At 61.5% G+C, this 17,038-nt stretch carries 13 protein-coding genes; 10 read left to right on the top strand and 3 right to left on the bottom strand.

Features of this window, described 5'->3' with window-relative positions; genetic code table 11:
* The first annotated feature begins 23 nt into the window (after window positions 1-23).
* Both IP81_RS13045 and IP81_RS13040 read left to right on the top strand, forming a co-directional pair.
* Window positions 24-488, top strand: a complete 465-nt coding sequence (locus IP81_RS13045) for a hypothetical protein (protein ID WP_054108410.1) — start codon at window positions 24-26, stop codon at window positions 486-488.
* Window positions 489-502: 14 nt separating this feature from the next.
* A complete protein-coding gene (locus tag IP81_RS13040) occupies window positions 503-1,246 on the top strand; it encodes a TorF family putative porin (protein WP_054108409.1) in 744 nt (247 codons plus the stop codon).
* Window positions 1,247-1,304: 58 nt separating this feature from the next.
* On the opposite strand, the gene IP81_RS13035 is transcribed toward IP81_RS13040, so the two are convergent.
* The gene (locus IP81_RS13035; protein ID WP_054108408.1) at window positions 1,305-1,784 is read right to left on the bottom strand and encodes a peroxiredoxin; all 480 of its coding nucleotides are present in this window, start codon (window positions 1,782-1,784) and stop codon (window positions 1,305-1,307) included.
* 221 nt (window positions 1,785-2,005) lie between these two features.
* Here IP81_RS13035 and ahcY point away from each other — a divergent pair, with 221 nt between their 5' ends.
* From ahcY to trxA, 8 genes are all read left to right on the top strand, one after another.
* Window positions 2,006-3,415 carry an adenosylhomocysteinase gene (ahcY, locus tag IP81_RS13030; RefSeq protein ID WP_054108407.1) on the top strand — a complete coding sequence of 470 codons (1,410 nt, stop codon included), beginning with the start codon at window positions 2,006-2,008 and terminating at the stop codon, window positions 3,413-3,415.
* A 132-nt stretch (window positions 3,416-3,547) separates the two neighbouring features.
* Window positions 3,548-5,896 (top strand): PAS domain-containing sensor histidine kinase, encoded by a 2,349-nt coding sequence (locus IP81_RS13025; protein WP_054108406.1) that lies wholly within the window; start codon window positions 3,548-3,550, stop codon window positions 5,894-5,896.
* A complete protein-coding gene (tsaE, locus tag IP81_RS13020; protein ID WP_054108405.1) occupies window positions 5,893-6,342 on the top strand; it encodes a tRNA (adenosine(37)-N6)-threonylcarbamoyltransferase complex ATPase subunit type 1 TsaE in 450 nt (149 codons plus the stop codon). Before IP81_RS13025 ends, tsaE begins: the two co-directional genes overlap by 4 nt.
* Complete coding sequence (locus tag IP81_RS13015) at window positions 6,333-7,316, top strand: aminoglycoside phosphotransferase family protein (RefSeq protein ID WP_054108404.1); 984 nt, start codon at window positions 6,333-6,335, stop codon at window positions 7,314-7,316. The genes tsaE and IP81_RS13015 overlap by 10 nt, the downstream gene beginning before the upstream one ends.
* A complete protein-coding gene (locus IP81_RS13010; protein ID WP_054108403.1) occupies window positions 7,313-8,035 on the top strand; it encodes a nucleotidyltransferase family protein in 723 nt (240 codons plus the stop codon). The genes IP81_RS13015 and IP81_RS13010 overlap by 4 nt, the downstream gene beginning before the upstream one ends.
* A 1-nt stretch (window position 8,036) precedes the next feature.
* Window positions 8,037-11,018 carry a double-strand break repair protein AddB gene (gene addB, locus IP81_RS13005; protein WP_054108402.1) on the top strand — a complete coding sequence of 994 codons (2,982 nt, stop codon included), beginning with the start codon at window positions 8,037-8,039 and terminating at the stop codon, window positions 11,016-11,018.
* Window positions 11,015-14,488, top strand: coding sequence for a double-strand break repair helicase AddA (gene addA / locus IP81_RS13000; RefSeq protein ID WP_054108401.1), 3,474 nt, complete (start codon window positions 11,015-11,017; stop codon window positions 14,486-14,488). The genes addB and addA overlap by 4 nt, the downstream gene beginning before the upstream one ends.
* 59 nt (window positions 14,489-14,547) lie before the next feature.
* Window positions 14,548-14,868, top strand: coding sequence for a thioredoxin (gene trxA, locus IP81_RS12995; RefSeq protein ID WP_054108400.1), 321 nt, complete (start codon window positions 14,548-14,550; stop codon window positions 14,866-14,868).
* Between the two features lie 44 nt (window positions 14,869-14,912).
* Here trxA and IP81_RS12990 read toward each other — a convergent pair whose 3' ends face one another.
* Both IP81_RS12990 and argJ read right to left on the bottom strand, forming a co-directional pair.
* Entirely contained in the window at window positions 14,913-15,719 is an 807-nt protein-coding gene (locus IP81_RS12990) for an inositol monophosphatase family protein (protein WP_054108399.1), read from the bottom strand.
* Complete coding sequence (argJ, locus tag IP81_RS12985; RefSeq protein ID WP_054108398.1) at window positions 15,716-16,942, bottom strand: bifunctional glutamate N-acetyltransferase/amino-acid acetyltransferase ArgJ; 1,227 nt, start codon at window positions 16,940-16,942, stop codon at window positions 15,716-15,718. Before argJ ends, IP81_RS12990 begins: the two co-directional genes overlap by 4 nt.
* Window positions 16,943-17,038 lie beyond the last annotated feature (96 nt).

Genomic DNA, 17,038 nt, shown 5'->3' with positions numbered 1-17,038 from the left:
GGGCTTTGCAGGAGACTTTTGTGATGAAACGCTTTGCCCAAATCGGAGCCTATACTGGCCTTGTGCTTGGCGCGCTGGTGGCAGTGCCCGCACAGGCGCTGGAGCACAAAACCACGATCGAGCACCCTGAAGTCGGGCCGATATCGGCAGATTATCGCGGTTCGACGGTGATCGTCGAAAAGCAGGTTGGTTCTGTTGGTGCAGCTGGCCGGCCAAACTCGTTGCACTGCCGATGGTCGGTTTCCTTGACTGTTGAGCGCACCGCCGTAGCCGATGCCGGGATGCAGGCATCGCGTTCCATGACGCAGGACGACGTCCTGAAAGGCTCTGCGCCGGGGTGGTGTTCATCTGGCAGCAAGGGCATTCAGCGCACGGTCGAGGCGCGGCGCGACACGTTGCGTGAAAAGATGATGGCAATGGTGGAGCAAGATCGCGCTGTGATCCTTGTCGAAACCTCTGGCGCAAAAAAGCGCGACAGTATTGGATAAAAAGGGCGTTTTGCATGGCCAGTCTAGTTTTTCGTATAGGACTGGGCTTGCTGGCCGTGGGGGCAATCAGCTCCGCAGCTTATGCACAACCGGTTGATTTTGGCGTTGAGGCCACAAGCGACGAGGTGCGCCGTGGCCTTAGCTGGAGCGACGGTGAGGTTTCGGCATCGACCGATGTCTTTGCTTCGTTTGCGGGGCTGGATGCATCTGTTCGCATCGCGGCTTTACGCAAGTCTGATCGCCATGCGAATGCCGATGTTGTGGCCGACATTGCCTTGGGCAAAGATTGGAACGTCAGCGGGTTTACCCTGCGCACAGAAGCGATTGGCCACCTGTTTGGCGGCGCTGATGCGGGCATGAATTACGCCGAGCTGGGGCTTGGCGCGCGTTATTCCATTGGGCCGCTGCAAGTGGGTGCCGGTGCCTTTTATGCGCCTAGCCAAAGTGCGATTGGCGGCGATAATCTGCATGTGCGGGCCAATGCCCTTGCGGGAATTCCCGCGTTTCCGGTCAGTCTGGCTGCATCTGTCGGCTATACAACAGGGGATGCGAACAACGCCTTGCGGGCTGCCCGGTTGCGTCCTGCTGGCAATTACACGGATTGGAAAATTGGCCTAGAATACAACCAGTTCCCGTTTACTGTCGGCGTTGATTATGTGGGGACCAATATCGATACTTCGCTGATATCGGTATCGCCGTTTGCCGATCTGCGCCACGCAGGAGACCGCGTGGTTGGTCGCGTCAGGCTATCGTTCTAAAGGAAGGTGGCTTTCTAAGGGAAAGTGGCCCCTGCCATGGAGCAGGGGCCAATTTGCATTACAGGCTTTCGAGCAGGTGCTCGGCGGTGCTCACCTTGAAGTCGCCCGGTGCTTCAACGAACAGATGTTCGACCACGCCATCGTTGACCACCATAGAGAAGCGCTGGCCGCGTGTGCCAAGGCCAAAGCCCGAACCGTCCATCGTGAGGCCAAGCGCCGTGGCAAGGTCGCCATTGCCATCGGCCAGCATCGTGACGTCAGCCGAACCCGAAGCTGCGCCCCAAGCCTTCATCACAAATGCATCGTTGACAGCGGTGCAGGCGATTTCGTCGATGCCCTTTGCTTTCAGTTCGGCAGCCTTGGCGACAAAGCCCGGCAGGTGCTTGGCCGAACAGGTTGGCGTGAAAGCGCCGGGAACCGAGAAAAGGACGACTTTCTTGCCCTTGAAGTAATCAGAGGACTGAACCGCCTCGTTCGCTTCGGCGGTGGCCTTGACGATTTTGACGTCGGGCAGCTTGTCTCCAACAGCGATGGTCATCCTGAAATTCCTTTCGATATGCCCGGTCCGCGCGTGGATGCGGCAGGGACTTGCCGAAGCGATATAGGATGCCTGTGCCACGGCGCAACGGGTCACGTGCAGGGCTAGCCCTCAGTCGGGATATAAAGAAATCTTTATGTTATGTTTGCACGAACGCCAAAGCCGCGCTAAGGGGCGGCTATGGCGCTATTGCGCATGTCGATTTTTCAGGAGAATAGCTCGTGGCCAGCGTAGTTGATGCCAAGAATGATTATGTGATCGCCGACATCGGCCTTGCCGAATTTGGCCGCGCCGAAATCCGCATTGCTGAAACCGAAATGCCGGGCCTTATGGCACTGCGCAAGGAATTCGGCGCATCGCAGCCGCTCAAGGGCGCGCGCATCACCGGTTCGCTGCACATGACGATCCAGACCGCCGTCCTGATCGAAACGCTGGTTGCGCTGGGCGCAGACGTCCGTTGGGCCACCTGCAACATCTTCTCGACGCAGGATCACGCCGCTGCCGCTATTGCCGCTGCGGGCATTCCGGTCTTCGCGATCAAGGGCGAGAGCCTTGCCGAATACTGGGATTATGTCGGTTCGATCTTTGATTGGGGTGACGATATTACCACAAACCTGATCCTTGACGATGGCGGCGATGCCACGATGTTTGCGCTGTGGGGCGCGCGCGTGGAAGCAGGTGAAACGCTGTTTGAACCATCGAACGCAGAAGAAATTGAATTCGTCCGCGCGCTCAATGCTTTCCTGAAGCGCAAGCCGGGTTACCTCTCCGCTTCGGTCAAGGCGATCAAGGGCGTTTCGGAAGAAACCACCACGGGCGTTCACCGCCTTTACCAGATCGCCAAGGACGGCAAGCTGCCTTTCCCCGCGATCAACGTGAACGATTCTGTCACCAAGTCGAAGTTCGACAACCTTTATGGCTGCAAGGAATCGCTTGTTGACGCGATCCGTCGTGCGACCGACGTAATGCTTGCCGGCAAGGTGGCTTGCGTTGCCGGGTTCGGCGATGTGGGCAAGGGTTCAGCCGCTTCGCTGCGTCAGGGCGGCGCGCGCGTGATGGTGACCGAAGTCGATCCGATCTGCGCACTTCAGGCCGCGATGGAAGGCTATGAAGTTGTCACCATGGAAGAAGCGGTAACCCGCTGCGATATCTTCGTGACCGCAACCGGTAACGAAGACGTGATCACCGCCGAACACATGATGGCGATGAAGCCCATGAGCATCGTGTGCAACATCGGCCACTTCGACAGCGAAATTCAGATTGCGGCGCTCGACAACTACAAGTGGACCGAAGTGAAGCCCGGCACCGATCTGGTCGAATTCCCAGATGGCAAGCAGATCCTTGTCCTCGCCAAGGGCCGCTTGGTCAACCTCGGTTGCGCCACCGGTCACCCTAGCTTCGTGATGTCATCAAGCTTCACCAATCAGGTGCTGGCGCAGATCGAACTGTTCACCAAGAACGAAAACTACAAGAACGACGTTTACGTGCTGCCAAAGCACCTCGACGAGAAGGTTGCCGCGCTTCACCTTGAAAAGCTGGGCGTCAAGCTGACCACGCTTTCCAAGAAGCAGGCCGATTATATCGGCGTTTCGGCGCAAGGCCCGTTCAAGCCGGATCACTACCGCTACTAAGGGCCTTTTCGGGCTACTTGAAAGATGGGCGGCGTAGCTTGGCTTCGCCGCCCTTTTTTGTGGATATTTTCGGCGGTATCTGTCCGATATCAAGCATTGTATTAAGGGCTTTGTGCGCATAGCGAGAGCATTATGCCGCTGCTGAACCAGACTGCTTTGCTGCTGATCGGATTGCTCCTTGCCGCATGGACGGTGGGGGCATGCTGGTTTGTGCTGCAAGCGCGGGGCCGCGCGCGGCGGGCCGAAGCGGTGCAGCGTCAGGCGCGGCGCTTGGCGCGGCTGATAGACGAATCGCCAGCGCTGCCTCTTCTAGTGCGCGCAGACGGGCGGATCGAAGGTCCGTCGCGGCTTGCGGGGTGGCTTGGATTCGATGCCATGCCGGAATATCTCTCCGAACTCGACGCAGGCGATCGCGGGCTTGGCGCACAAGAGTTAGCGGAATTAAGCGAAGCGGTGCGGCGCGCGCAGAAAACGGCGACGCCATTCCGCATGGCGATTACGCCGCGCAAGGGTGCCCGCAGTCTGGCTGCGCACGGCCATTTGGCAGATCCGCAAGTCTCGCCCGGCGGCGCAGCGTTGGTGTGGTTCTTCGACTTTTCCGATAGCGCAGTGGAATTGGTGAAGCTGCGCGCTGAAACCAGCAATGCCAAGGCGGATTTTGCCGGGCTTTCCGGTCTGATCGAGGCTGCGCCGTTGCCGATGTGGTTCCGGGGGCCGGACTTCAAATTGCGACTGGTCAATAGTGCTTATGTCAAAGCGGTTGGTGCAGCAAATGCCGAGGCTGTGATCGCCCAAGGCACGGAACTGATCGAGCCGGTTGACGGGCTTTCTGCGGCCCAAGTGGCGCGGCAAGCCCATGCGCGCAAAGTGCCGGTCGAGCGTTCGATGCTTGCCACGATCAAGGGCCAGCGCCGGGCTTTGCGCGTTACCGACCTGCCTTTGGGCGATGAAGGCGTGGCCGGATACGCGGTTGATATTGAGGAAATGGAGGAAATCACCCGCCAGTTCCGCCGTTTCCGCGAAGCGCAGCGCGAAATGCTCGATACGTTGTCCGCCGGAATTGCGCAGTTTGACGAGAAGCGCAATCTGGTGTTCGCCAACCAGCCATTCTTGCGCATTTTTGCGGTGCCACACGCCTGGGTGATCGATACGCCGCCGTTTGACCGGGTGATTGACCGGATGCGCGATGGTGGGCGCCTGCCCGAAGTGCGCGATTTCCCCGAATGGCGGCGCGAACGACAAGGCTGGTTCCTGTCACGCGAACCCGTTGAAGAATCGTGGCACTTGTCGGACGGGACGCATCTGCGCGTGATTGCGCAGCCGATGCCCGATGGCGGCATGCTGATGATCTTTGAAGATCGCACCGAACAGTTGCAGCTATCGGCCACGCGCGACACCTTGCTGCGGACCCGTACAGCGACGTTTGACAACCTGTTTGAATCGCTGGCGGTGTTTGCGCCCGATGCCAAACTGCAATTGTGGAACCGGCGGTTTGCGGCTGACTGGGGGCTGGACGAGGCCTTCCTTGCCACCCATCCGCGCGCCGATGTGCTGCTCAACCAGATTGCCTCCCAGCTTAAGCGTCCCGCGCAAGTGGGCACGATTGCGCAAGTCATTCAAGGCGCTACGCTTGAGCGCAAGCAGCGCAGTGGGCGGTTGACGCTGGCCGATGGGCGACATCTGGCGATTGCGGGCGTGCCTCTGCCCGATGGCAACGGCATGCTGACCGTGCTTGATATTACCGACAGCCAGAAGGCCGAACTCGCGCTGCGCGAACGCAATGCCGCGCTGGTTGAGGCCGACGCGGTGAAGACGCGGTTCATCGCCAATATGAGCTATGAATTCCGCACGCCTCTCACATCCATCGGCGGGTTTGCCGAGCTGTTGCAAAGCGGGCTGGCCGGGCAACTGACCGATCAGCAGAACGAATATGTCGATGCGATCCTTGCATCGGTGGAGCGGCTTGGCGAGCAGATCGAGAATGTGCTCGATCTTTCGCAAAGCGAGGCGGGCACGCTGCCGCTGGCGCAAGATCGCGTCGAGATGTTCCCTCTTTTGACCGAAGTGGTGCACGAACGCGAGGAACGGCTAACTGCGGCCAAGCTGACGCTCGATCTGCGCGGCGATAAATCGGCGGGCGTGGTGACGGGGGATGCGCGGCGTTTGCGGCGCGCTTTCGGCCAGTTGATCGACAATGCCATTGCGGCAACGCCAGAAGGGGGCCGCATACTGGTTGAGGCATCGCGCAAGCCGGGTGCGCGGTTGCAAGTGGTGGTTTCAGACAACGGATGCGGCATGGAGCCCGAGGTGCTGGCACGCGCGCTGGACGGCTTGCGCGTGAGTGCCGATGGGCGCGCGGTCGAGCGACGTCAGGGCTTGGGCTTGCCTTTGGTGCGGCAACTGGTCGAGGCGCATGGCGGCACGCTGGAATTGATGTCCGAACCGGGCCTTGGCACTGCCGCGATTGTCGTGCTGCCGTGATATTCGAGCTTCCTGATCTGGACGCTTCGCAAGTCTTGGCGGCGCGGATTGCGGCGGATTTGCGCGCGGGCGATGTGGTGGCGCTGACGGGCGGGTTGGGGGCGGGCAAGACGACGCTGGCCCGCGCGATCATTGCCGCATTGGGTCATCAGGGCGAAGTGCCGAGCCCGAGTTTTGCGATTATCGAGGTCTATGATCCGCCATTGGTGCGCTTGCCTTTGGTCCATGCAGACTTCTATCGGTTAGAACATCCCTCTGAGGCTGACGAGATCGGTCTGGATGATTACCGGCAAGGCGCGGCGCTGCTGGCGGAGTGGCCCGAGAACGCGGGCGGCTTTGCGCATGAGGCGGGTTGTTTATCGGTTACGCTTGAATCCACTGAAAACGGGCGCAGGGCCATTGTGCGGGCGGGCCGCGATTGGCTAGAGCGGGGATCATGGATCTGAATATTCCTTTGGGCACCGAAGCTTTCCTCAACAAGGCAGGCTGGATCGGCGCGACGATCGAGCCTTTGCCGGGCGATGCATCGTTCCGCCGCTATTTCCGCATCCGCCGTTCCAGCGGCACGGCGATGTTGATGTATGCCCCGCCGCCCAATGAAGACCCCGAACCGTTCCTCCGTTCAGCCAAATGGCTGGAAGGCAATGGCTTGCGCGCGCCGATCATTCTGGCCGAACAAGCAGGAGAGGGCTTCGTGTTGCTCGAAGATTTCGGCGAAGTGCGGATGCGCGAATATCTGGATGCGTGGCCGCAGGACGAGGAAGAGATTTACAGGGTTGCGATTGATGCCCTGATCCAGTTGCGCACATTGCCGCCTGGACCGTTTACCAACTATACGCTGGCCGAATACCAGCGCGAGGCGCGGCTCTTTACCGAATGGTACGTGCCCGCGCGCGAACTTTACGTTGATGCCCGCAGTTGGACGCAGGCTTGGGATGAGGTGCTGGCACCCTTGCTGGCACGACAGCGCCCCGGCGTTACGGTGCTGCGCGATTATCATGCGGAAAACGTGATGCTGCTCGGCGGCTTGGAAAAGCAGGGCCTGCTTGATTTTCAGGACGCATTGGTGGGCCATGCGGCCTATGATCTGGTATCGCTGCTGCAAGATGCGCGGCGCGATGTTTCGCCCGAACTTGAGGCGAAGATGCTGGACTATTACCTTGCCAAAACGGGCGAGGCCGATGATTTCCGCGCCGATTACGCCCGCCTTGGCGCGCAACGTAACGCCAAGATCGTGGGTATTTTTGTGCGGTTGTGGAAACGTGACGGCAAGCCGCGCTATCTGGATTACATCCCCCGCGTTTGGGCGGCGATGGAGCGCGATCTGGCACATCCCGCGCTTGCGCCTGTGGCGGCGTGGTTTGATGCCAATATATCTGCCGATCTTCGGGCCAATCTGGGCGGTACATTCACGTTATGAGCAAACCGCTGGCGAGCGACGTGGCGATGGTGCTTTCGGCAGGGCTGGGCAAGCGCATGCGCCCGCTGACGGCAACGCGGCCCAAGCCGTTGGTGCAAGTGGCGGGCAAACCGCTGATCGATCATTGCCTTGATAAGCTGCAAGATGCGGGTGTGGCACGGGCGGTGGTGAATGTGCACTACCTTGCCGATGCGCTGGAGGCCTATCTTGCGCGCCGCGAAACGCCTGAAATTGCGATTTCGGACGAGCGTGCGGAACTGCTGGAAACCGGTGGCGGAATGGTCAAGGCCTTGCCGCTGATCGGCAGCGATCCCTTCTTTGCCCTGAACAGCGACAACATCTGGCTCGATGGCCCGCGCAATGTGTTCCAGCATCTGTCCGACAATTGGGATGCGGATCGGATGGATGCCCTGCTTTTGCTTGTGCCCCATACCCGCGCGTTCAATTATCGCGGCAAGGGCGATTTTCACATGGACCCGCTTGGCGCGATTTCCCGCCGCCGGACGGGACGGATTGCGCCGTTCATCTATAGCGGCATCCAGATCGTATCGCACCGCTTGATGCGTGATGCGCCTGAAGGTGCGTTCTCCACGTCAAAGCTGTGGGACCGGGCGATTGCAGAGGGCCGTCTGTTCGGCACATCGCACCTTGGCCTGTGGTATGAAGTGGGTGAGCCCGAGATGATTGCGCCGACTGAAATCGCATTGCGTCAGGATTGATATGACAGATGGGGCCTCCCGCCCGCGCGTGTGGTCCATCGCGGCGCACCGTGGTTTCGCCGATGCGCTGGTGGCGGGGCTGATCCCAAGGTATCGCGAGGACCGTTTCGGCCTCGCGCGGTTGACGCTGCTGCTGCCCAGCCAGCGCGCGATCCGCACCGTGACCGAGGCGTTTATCCGCGCCAGCGGGCAGGGACTGTTGCTGCCGCGCATGGCCGTGGTGGGCGACCTTGATCTTGACGAGACACTGGGGCCGTTGCTCGACCCGATAGGCGCAGGGCTGGATATTCCCGAGGCGGTCGATCCGGTGTGGCGATTGCTGCGCCTTGCCGGTATTCTGCGGCAGGTTCTGGGCGATGAAGCGCCGGGCGAAGCCGCGTTACTGCGGCAGGCGCGGGGCTTGGCGCAGGGAATTGACCGGTTGCTGGTGGAGGGTATCCATCCGGCGCAATTGCTGGATGAGACGGTTGTCGGGATCGCTTCCGACTTGTCCGTCCACTGGATCGAGAATACCCGCATTTTCGCATCGGTATTCACTATCTGGCAGAAAGAACTGGAGGAACTCGGCCGGATTGACGCGCCCGAGCGTCGCAACCGTCTGCTCGAACATGCCGCGCAAACATGGCGGACCCGCCCGCCTGCCCATCCAGTGATTGCAGCAGGCGTCACCTCGGCCTCGCCTGCCGTTGCGAAATTGCTGCGGGTGGTGGCCGATATGCCCGATGGCGGGGTGATCCTGCCCGATCTTGATCTGGCGCTGGATGCCGATGTGTGGGACGCGCTGGGCAGCGCAGGCGGCCCTGATGGCGCGGTGTTTGATCGCGGCGATGTGGTCACGCATCCGCAATACCATCTGAAGCTGCTGTTGAACCGCATGGGCATTGCGCGCGACGAAGTGCAACCCTGGCACCGCGCGGGCCTTTCGCCTGCGCCGCCGGAACGCAGCCGCGCGATCTCCAACCTGTTCCTGCCGCCAGAGGCCAGCGCCGCATGGGTATCGCTTGAGGCGAAGGACCGGCGGCTTTCGGGCGTGCGAGCGATGCAATCGGCACAGCCTGAGGAAGAGGCGCAGGCCATCGCTGTGCTGGTGCGCGAGGCTTTGGCTGAACCGGAACGGCGCGTGGCGGTGATCACGCCCGATCGCAGCCTTGCCGCGCGGGTTGTTGCGCATCTGGGCCGGTGGAACATTGTGGCCGATGATACCGCAGGCAGGCCCTTGCCGCAGACGGCGGCGGGGCGGCTGTTCCTGCAATTGGCAGAAGTTGTGGCTGAGCGGGTTTCGCCGGTAACGCTTGTCGCATTGCTCGGCCATCCGCTGGTGCAGGCCGGTGAAGGGCGTGCGCTATGGCTGGAGCGCGTGCGCCAGCTTGATCTGGTGTTGCGCGGACCGAGGCCGGGGCCTGGATTGCCCGCCACGCGTCAGGCCGTGGAGAGCCAAGAAAAGCGTTTCCCGGGGCTGACCGACTGGTGGTCAGGCGTTGAGGACTTGCTGTTCCCGCTTGTGGTGTTGGAGGGTGCAATAGCGCTTGATGCAGCGTTGGTGGCGCTTACAGAAACTGGCGAGGCACTGTGTGGCACGGGCTTGTGGGCAATGGCCGACGGGCGGTGTCTGGCACAATTTGTTGAGCGTTGGCGCGAGGCGGCAGGCGGTGTGCCGTCACAACTTGATTGCGCCGATCTGCCCGCGTTGCTGCGCGATGCGATGGACGAGACTTCGGTCCGTCCGCCCTACGGCGGGCATCCGCGCCTTGCGATTTACGGTTTGCTGGAAGCGCGGATGAGCCGGGCTGATCTGGTGATTTGCGGCGGGCTGACCGAGGGTACTTGGCCCGGCAATCCCGCGCCCGATCCGCTGCTTGCCCCGCCGATCTTGCGTGCGCTGGGAATTCCCGGCGCTGATTTCCGCATCGGCCTTGCCGCGCACGATCTGGCCGCTGCTTTGGGCGCACCTGAAGTCGTGTTGAGCTTTGCCCATCGCGATGCCACCGGACCTGCGATCCCGTCGCGCTTCTTGCTGCGCATTCAGGCGATGCTGGGCGATCAATTGCGTTTGGAAACCCGCGCGGTCGAATTGGCAAAAGCGCTGGGCGATGCCGAACCTGCGCCTGCATATCCGCGACCCGAACCAATGCCGTCAGCCGATCAACGCCGTGTGCCGATAGCGGTGACCGCGCTCGACCGGTTGCGCGGCGATCCTTACCAGTTCTATGCCTCGGCCATTCTGGGCCTGCGCAGCCTTGATCCGATAGATGCCGATCCGACGCCTGCGTGGAAGGGAACGGCGGTGCATAATGTGCTCAAGGCGTGGCACGAAGCGGGCGGTGTGCCGGGTGAGCTCGTGCCACTGGCCGAGCGCATGTTTGACGAAATGAGCGCGCATCCGTTCATGCGCACAATGTGGAAGCCGCGCCTTCTCAATGCGCTTCACTGGATTGAAGAAGAGACGGACCGGCTTGCAGGCGAGGGCCGCGAGGTGTTGTCCGTCGAACAGAAGGGCGAAATTGTCGTCGATGGCATCCGCATTCACGGGCGGGCAGATCGCATCGATAAGCTCGCCGATGGCACGATTGGTGTGGTGGATTACAAGACCGGAAAGCCACCTTCGGGCAAGATGGTCGAACAAGGCTTTGCCCTGCAACTGGGTCTGCTTGGCCTGATTGCACAAGGCGGCGGTATAGCGGGCGTGGCGGGCGAACCGGCACGGTTTGAATACTGGTCCTTGGGGCGCAATAAGGAGGGAAGCTTCGGCTATATGGATACGCCAGTGCTTGAAGGCAAAAAGAAATCAGGCATTCCGCTGGAAGACTTCCTGATCAAGACCGCGGATTACCTGCGCGATGCGATTGCGCTCTGGCTGCTTGGCGATGAACCGTTCACTGCGCGGAAGAACCCGGATTTGGCAGGCTATTCGGATTACGATCAATTGATGCGGCTTGATGAATGGCAAGGGCGTGAACGCGCCAATGCGGAAGATGAGGCATGAGCAAAGTCTATACGCTCAAGGAAAATCAAGCTTATGCGGTTGATCCGCAGCGCACGGTGTGGCTTTCGGCTTCGGCAGGCACGGGTAAGACGCAAGTGCTCTCCGCGCGTGTGCTGCGCTTATTGCTGCAAGATGGCGTAGAGCCCGAACAATTGCTGTGCCTGACTTTCACCAAGGCGGGTGCCGCCGAAATGGCTACCCGCGTGAATGAGGTGCTGGCGGGCTGGGTGCGGATGAATGATGCCAATCTTGCCGCAGACCTGTTGGCGATTGGTGCGCCGATTGGCCCTGAAACTGTGGCGCGAGCGCGCAGCCGCTTTGCCGCAGTGCTCGATTGCTCGGGCGGCGGCTTGCGGATCGAGACGATCCACGCGTTCTGCCAATGGTTGCTGGCATCATTCCCGGTTGAGGCCGGCTTGCGCCCCGGCACCCGCGCGATGGAGGACCGTGACCGCGCGCTTCTGGTACGTCAGGTTCTGGCCGACGTATTGGTCGAGGCCGAGGCGCGCGGGGATGATGCCTTGCTTGAGGCGCTGGCCTCGCTGTCCTTGCGGATGAGCGAGGATCAGGTTGAGTCTTTCCTGTTGCGCAGTGCAGGCGCACGCGATCTGTGGTGGGGGGCAGGATCGTGGATTCCCCCGCTGCGACCACGCATCAACGCCGTGCTGGGGCTTGATGAGGACGACGGGCCGCACAGCCTTGCAGCGATTTGTGCCGATGATGCGTTCGATGTGCGGGCCTTGCGGTCGTGCCTTGAGGTGCAACTCGATTGGGGCACACCGACAAGCGCCAAGATGTCTGAGCCGATCGCCCGCTGGCTGGCCGCATCACCGGAAGAGCGCGCACGCGATCTGGAGGAGATGGCTGGCGCGCTGCTGAACGATAAGGGCGAGCCGAAGTGGCTGAAAAACCTGCTCAAAGTCGATGGCTCCTATGGCGAGGCGGCGCAGCGGGTGATCGTCTCGATCGAAGACGCACGCGCGTTGCGGGCCAAGCTTGATCTGGCGGCTTTGCTCGATACTGCGCTGACAGTCGGGCGGCGGTTTGCCCTGGCATGGGACGAGGCCAAGACGCGCGAAGGCTTTATCGATTTTGACGACCAGATCCGCGCGGCGGCAGACCTGCTGACCAAACGCACGACGGCGGACTGGATCCGGTTCAAACTGGACCGGCGGTTCGACCATATCCTTGTCGATGAAGCGCAGGATACCAACGCCTCGCAGTGGGAAATCGTGCTCGAAGGGCTGGTGTCCGATTTCTTCACCGGCGAGGGCCAGCGCGGGCCGAAGATGCGCACGCTGTTTGTGGTGGGCGATTACAAGCAGGCGATTTTCGGCTTTCAGGGGACCAGCCCCGAGAACTTTGCGCGCGCCAGTGGCAAGGTCAAAAGCCAGTTGGCGCAAGTGGCCGATGTTTTGCGCGATCCGGAACGCAAGCTGCTCGAACTGGGGCTTGGCCAATCGTTCCGCACCGCCAATCCGATCCTCGATTTCGTGGATGGGGCGATTGCGCGGATCGGATGGGACCGTTTCGGGTTGAGCCAACCGCCCGAGCCGCATCGCGGATTGCCCATTCCCGGCACAGTTGGCCTGTGGCGGGTGGTCGGTGACGAGATCAAGGCCGAAGACGCAAGTGACGAGGACGAGGGCGAGGAAGGTTGGCTCTCACGCCCTGACCGTGAACTGGCTGATCGCATCGCGCGGCAAGTGCGCGCGTGGATCGACGTAGGCTTTCCGCTGGCCAAGGGCGGGCCAAAGTTGGCCAATGCGGGCGATGTGATGATCCTTGTGCGCAAACGCAAGGAACTGGCAGGGCTGATCGTCGCGCGGCTGCATGCGCGCGGAGTTCCTGTGGCAGGGGTTGACCGGCTCCGTCTGGGCGCGCCGCTGGCGGTGAAGGATCTGGTGGCCGCCTTGCGCTTTGCCGCGCAGCCGCTGGACGATCTCAATCTGGCAGGCCTGCTGGTTTCTCCGCTGATCGGGTGGACGCAGGAAGAGCTTCTTCAACATGCCTATCGCCCGCATGGCGAACGGCTGTGGAGCTGGCTGCGGCGCAATGAAGGCCCCGCGACGTTTTCCGCGATGGAGCGGTTGCGCAGTCTGCTGGCGCGGGCGGATTATGATCCGCCGCAAGTGCTGTTGCACTGGTTGCTGGTGGGGCCGTGGGATGGGCGGCGCAAACTGATCGCGCGGTTGGGGCGTGAGGCGAACGACCCGATTGACGAGTTGCTCAATGCCGCAATGGCCTATTCCAGTGCCAATGTGCCCAGCCTCGTTGGCTTTTTGCAGTGGTTCGATGCGGGCGAGGGCGAGCTTAAGCGCGAGGCGGGCAAGAGCGATGGTCTGGTGCGGGTGATGACCGTGCACGGATCGAAGGGATTGCAGGCGCCGATCGTGATCCTGGCCGATTCTGCCGATGATCCCGACTTGTCGCCGCCGCGCGGGTTGGAAATTGTCGAAGATGTGCTGGGCGCGCGCCGCAAGGTTCCGCTGCCGCCGTTGCGCAAGGAAGAGAAGGCGCCTGCCGTGCTTGAGGCCGAGGCAGCAGCCAAGTTGGCCGAGCGCGAGGAGCATTGGCGCTTGTTGTACGTGGCGATGACTCGCGCCGAAGAGGCGCTGTTTATTGCCGGGGCCAAGGGCAAGAAGAAGCCGCGCGGCGGCGGGGAATTGCCCGAGGATAGCTGGTTTGCCCAGCTTGAGCCGCTGTTTGGCGATACCGATTGGGAACCTTGCGCACTATGGGGCGGGCGCAAGACCATCGGTGCGCCGCTGCCTTTTGCCACAAAGACCGCGCCAGCCGTTGCACCGGCGCGGATGGCTCTGCCCGAGGTTTTGTTAACGCCTGTTGGCGCAGAGCCGCGCCCACCGCGCCCCTTGGCTCCATCATCGCTGGGCGAGGATGACGCACCCGATCCGCCCGCGCCATCGGGGCCCGGTGCGATGTTGGCGGCGCGACGCGGGACGTTGCTGCACCGGTTGATCGAGCGTTTGCCCGAGGTTGCGGCTGAGGCGCGGTTGGCGGCAGGCCGTGTCTGGCTCTCGCGATCAGGCGCTGAATTCAGCGCGGGTGAGCGTGAGTTGATGGTGCAATCGGCCCTTGCCGTGCTTGAGCATTCCGAATGGGCTGATGTGTTCGGGCCGGATTCGCTGGCCGAAGTGCCACTGGCTGCCGTGGTGGGCGGTCGCGTGGTGAGCGGAACGGTGGACCGGTTGGTGATCGGCGCAGACCGCATTCGTATCATAGACTTCAAGACAGCGCGGCGGCCGCCCATGAGTTTTGCCGAGATACCGGCGGCCTATGTGCGCCAGATGGCGGCCTATGCTGCGGCGCTTGAGGCAATCCATCCCGGTGTGCCGGTTGAGGCGGCTTTGCTTTATACCCACACGCCGCAATTGTTCGTGGTACCAGCAGATGTGATCGAGGCGCAAAAGTTGCGCCTTATCGGACAGCAGGAATCCTTTTCCGCCTGATCGGTTGCGCTGTGGAGCGCTGGCCCTACTTTAGTGACGCATAGACAGGAGTTCATTCGATGCCAACCAAAGCCGTAACCGACGCCAGCTTCGCCGCAGATGTGCTGGGCAGCAGCAAGCCCGTACTCGTGGATTTTTGGGCGGATTGGTGCGGCCCATGCAAGATGATCGCACCCGCGCTTGAGGAAATTTCCAACGAACTGGCCGACAGCGTCGAGATCGTCAAAGTCGACATCATGGAGAACACCGACACCGCCAGCCAGTTTGGCGTGCAGTCGATCCCGCTGATGATCCTGTTCAAGGATGGCAAGCCGGTCGCCCAGAAGCTGGGCGCTGCGCCGAAGACCCAGTTGAAGAGCTGGCTGGAAAGCGTGCTTTAAGTTTTCAAAGAAACCCCTCCTGTACTCGCAGGAGGGGCCTACAATTATCCCATTTTCGCCAGACGTTCGGCCATTGCATCGAACAGGGCCGGGCTTGATGCGCCGATAAGGCCGGGCTCAAGGTGACGGTCCACGCGATAGGGCGTGCCATCAGGGCGCGCGGCTTTTCCGCCGGATTCATTGAGGAACAGCACGCCCGCTGCGTGATCCCAAGCCAGCGTTTTTTCAAACAGCGATACGTCGTTGGTACCAAGTCCGATGCGCGGGTATTGCTCGGCCGCGCAGCGCGGGATGTCGACCAGTGTATAATGCGGGGCGATGTGTTCAAGCAGGGCTGCGCGTTTGACCGGATCGACGAAAACCAGCGAGATTGCGGCGATGGGCTTTTCGGCCCCACTGGTCCGCGCCGTGAAGCGCTCCCCGTTCAGCCATGCCCCTTGCCCGCGATGCGCGGTGCACAGGCGGCCCGAAAGCGGATCGTAAATCCAGCCTGCAACCGTCTCGCCCTTTTCCGCCAAAGCTAGCAGAATACCGAACGGGGGCTTGCCGACGGCGTAATTGTTGGTGCCGTCCAAGGGATCTATGATCCAGCACAGCTTGTCTGACAGGCGTTCAAAAATCGCCGGATCAGCGTGTGCTGCCTCTTCGCCGACAATTGCCGCTTCGGGCAGGATTCTGGCCAGACCTTCGGCGAGCATCACTTCGCTCTCGGTATCGGCAATGGTCACCACATCGTTCGACGCCTTGTCGGTCACATCCCCAAGGCCGAGTTTCCGGTAATGCTTGAGCAGCGTTTTTTCAGCCGTTTCGCGCATCAGCGCGGCGACGGCAGTATCAAGGGTGCGGGTCATGAACGGTAATCGGCGTTGATCGAAATGTATCCGTGCGTCAGATCGCAGGTCCACACGGTCGCGCAGCCATCGCCAAGGCCGAGGTCGACTTCCAGCGAGATGTCACGCCCTTTGAGGTGCGCAGTCACCGGCGCTTCATCATAATCGGTGAGGGGCTGACCATTGCGCGCGGCCCAAATGCCGCCAAAGCCGATGGAGAGGCGATCACGATCCGCCGGTTCACCTGCTTTGCCCACCGCCATAACAACGCGGCCCCAATTGGCATCCTCGCCCGCGATGGCCGTCTTGACCAAGGGGGAGTTGGCGATGGCAAGGCCGACCTTGCGCGCGCTCTCGTCCGAAACCGCGCCCGAAACACTGACCGCGATAAACTTTTGCGCGCCTTCGCCGTCCCTGACGACAAGGTGCGCGAGCTGGCGGCAGATGGCGGCAAGGGCGGCAGCAAAGGCATCTGCGCCGGGGCTGTCAAAACCGGTCAAGGGCGCATTGCCTGCTGCGCCGGTGGCAAAGGCCAGCACGGTATCGCTGGTCGAGGTATCGCTATCGACCGTTATGCACGAGAATGTGCGCGTGTTGGCGGCAGAGAGGCATTCTTGCAGGAACACCGGATCAACCGCGGCATCGGTGAAGATATAGCCCAGCATCGTGGCCATATCGGGCGCAATCATGCCGCTGCCCTTGATGATCGCGCTGAAGTTGACACGTGTGTCACCGATCATGGCCGAGGCGGTCGCGCCTTTGGTAAAGGTGTCGGTCGTGCCGATGGTGCGCGCCGCGTCTTCCCATGAGCATGGCGCAGCTTGCAGTGCGGCCTCAACCCCGGCGCGCGCTTTGTCCTTGGGCAAGGGCACGCCGATGACGCCGGTGGACGAGACGAAAACTTCCTCTTTTGCGCAACCGAGATGGGCAGAAACCTGCTCCATGATCTGTTCCACCGCTTCGCGCCCGCGATAGCCGGTAAAGGCATTTGAGTTGCCAGCATTGACCACCAGCGCGCGGGCGCGGCCTTGGCCGATGTTCTGGCGGCCCAGTTCCACTTCAGACGAGCAGCACACATTACGGGTAAAAACGCCTGCAACCGCAGTGCCTTGCGCCATTTCAACATAGGTAAGATCACACCGGCCCCAGTCTTTATAGCCTGCACGGACCACGTGCGGTGTGGCTCCGGCAATGGCGGGGAGCGCGGGGAACGGCGAGGCGAGCGGAGATACAGCGTCTGACATGGCATTGCGCCTAGCGCGCCATGCAGTGCGGTTCAACCGTGACGACATGGCAAGAATGCGCGTTTTCAAGATGGACGAAACGCGCTTGAATGCCTA

Origin of the sequence: Novosphingobium sp. AAP83, from assembly GCF_001295795.1 — a bacterium.
Lineage (GTDB): Bacteria > Pseudomonadota > Alphaproteobacteria > Sphingomonadales > Sphingomonadaceae > Novosphingobium.
This window is presented reverse-complemented; position numbering and strand designations above follow the sequence as displayed.

Bases quoted from the DNA above. Each gene is read 5' to 3' on its own strand.
- IP81_RS13045 (WP_054108410.1), top strand. From the start codon at position 24: ATGAAACGCTTTGCCCAAATCGGAGCCTATACTGGCCTTGTGCTTGGC.
- IP81_RS13040 (WP_054108409.1), top strand. From the start codon at position 503: ATGGCCAGTCTAGTTTTTCGTATAGGACTGGGCTTGCTGGCCGTGGGG.
- IP81_RS13035 (WP_054108408.1), bottom strand. From the start codon at position 1,784: ATGACCATCGCTGTTGGAGACAAGCTGCCCGACGTCAAAATCGTCAAG.
- IP81_RS13025 (WP_054108406.1), top strand. From the start codon at position 3,548: ATGCCGCTGCTGAACCAGACTGCTTTGCTGCTGATCGGATTGCTCCTT.
- IP81_RS13015 (WP_054108404.1), top strand. From the start codon at position 6,333: ATGGATCTGAATATTCCTTTGGGCACCGAAGCTTTCCTCAACAAGGCA.
- IP81_RS13010 (WP_054108403.1), top strand. From the start codon at position 7,313: ATGAGCAAACCGCTGGCGAGCGACGTGGCGATGGTGCTTTCGGCAGGG.
- addB (WP_054108402.1), top strand. From the start codon at position 8,037: ATGACAGATGGGGCCTCCCGCCCGCGCGTGTGGTCCATCGCGGCGCAC.
- addA (WP_054108401.1), top strand. From the start codon at position 11,015: ATGAGCAAAGTCTATACGCTCAAGGAAAATCAAGCTTATGCGGTTGAT.
- trxA (WP_054108400.1), top strand. From the start codon at position 14,548: ATGCCAACCAAAGCCGTAACCGACGCCAGCTTCGCCGCAGATGTGCTG.
- IP81_RS12990 (WP_054108399.1), bottom strand. From the start codon at position 15,719: ATGACCCGCACCCTTGATACTGCCGTCGCCGCGCTGATGCGCGAAACG.
- argJ (WP_054108398.1), bottom strand. From the start codon at position 16,942: ATGTCAGACGCTGTATCTCCGCTCGCCTCGCCGTTCCCCGCGCTCCCC.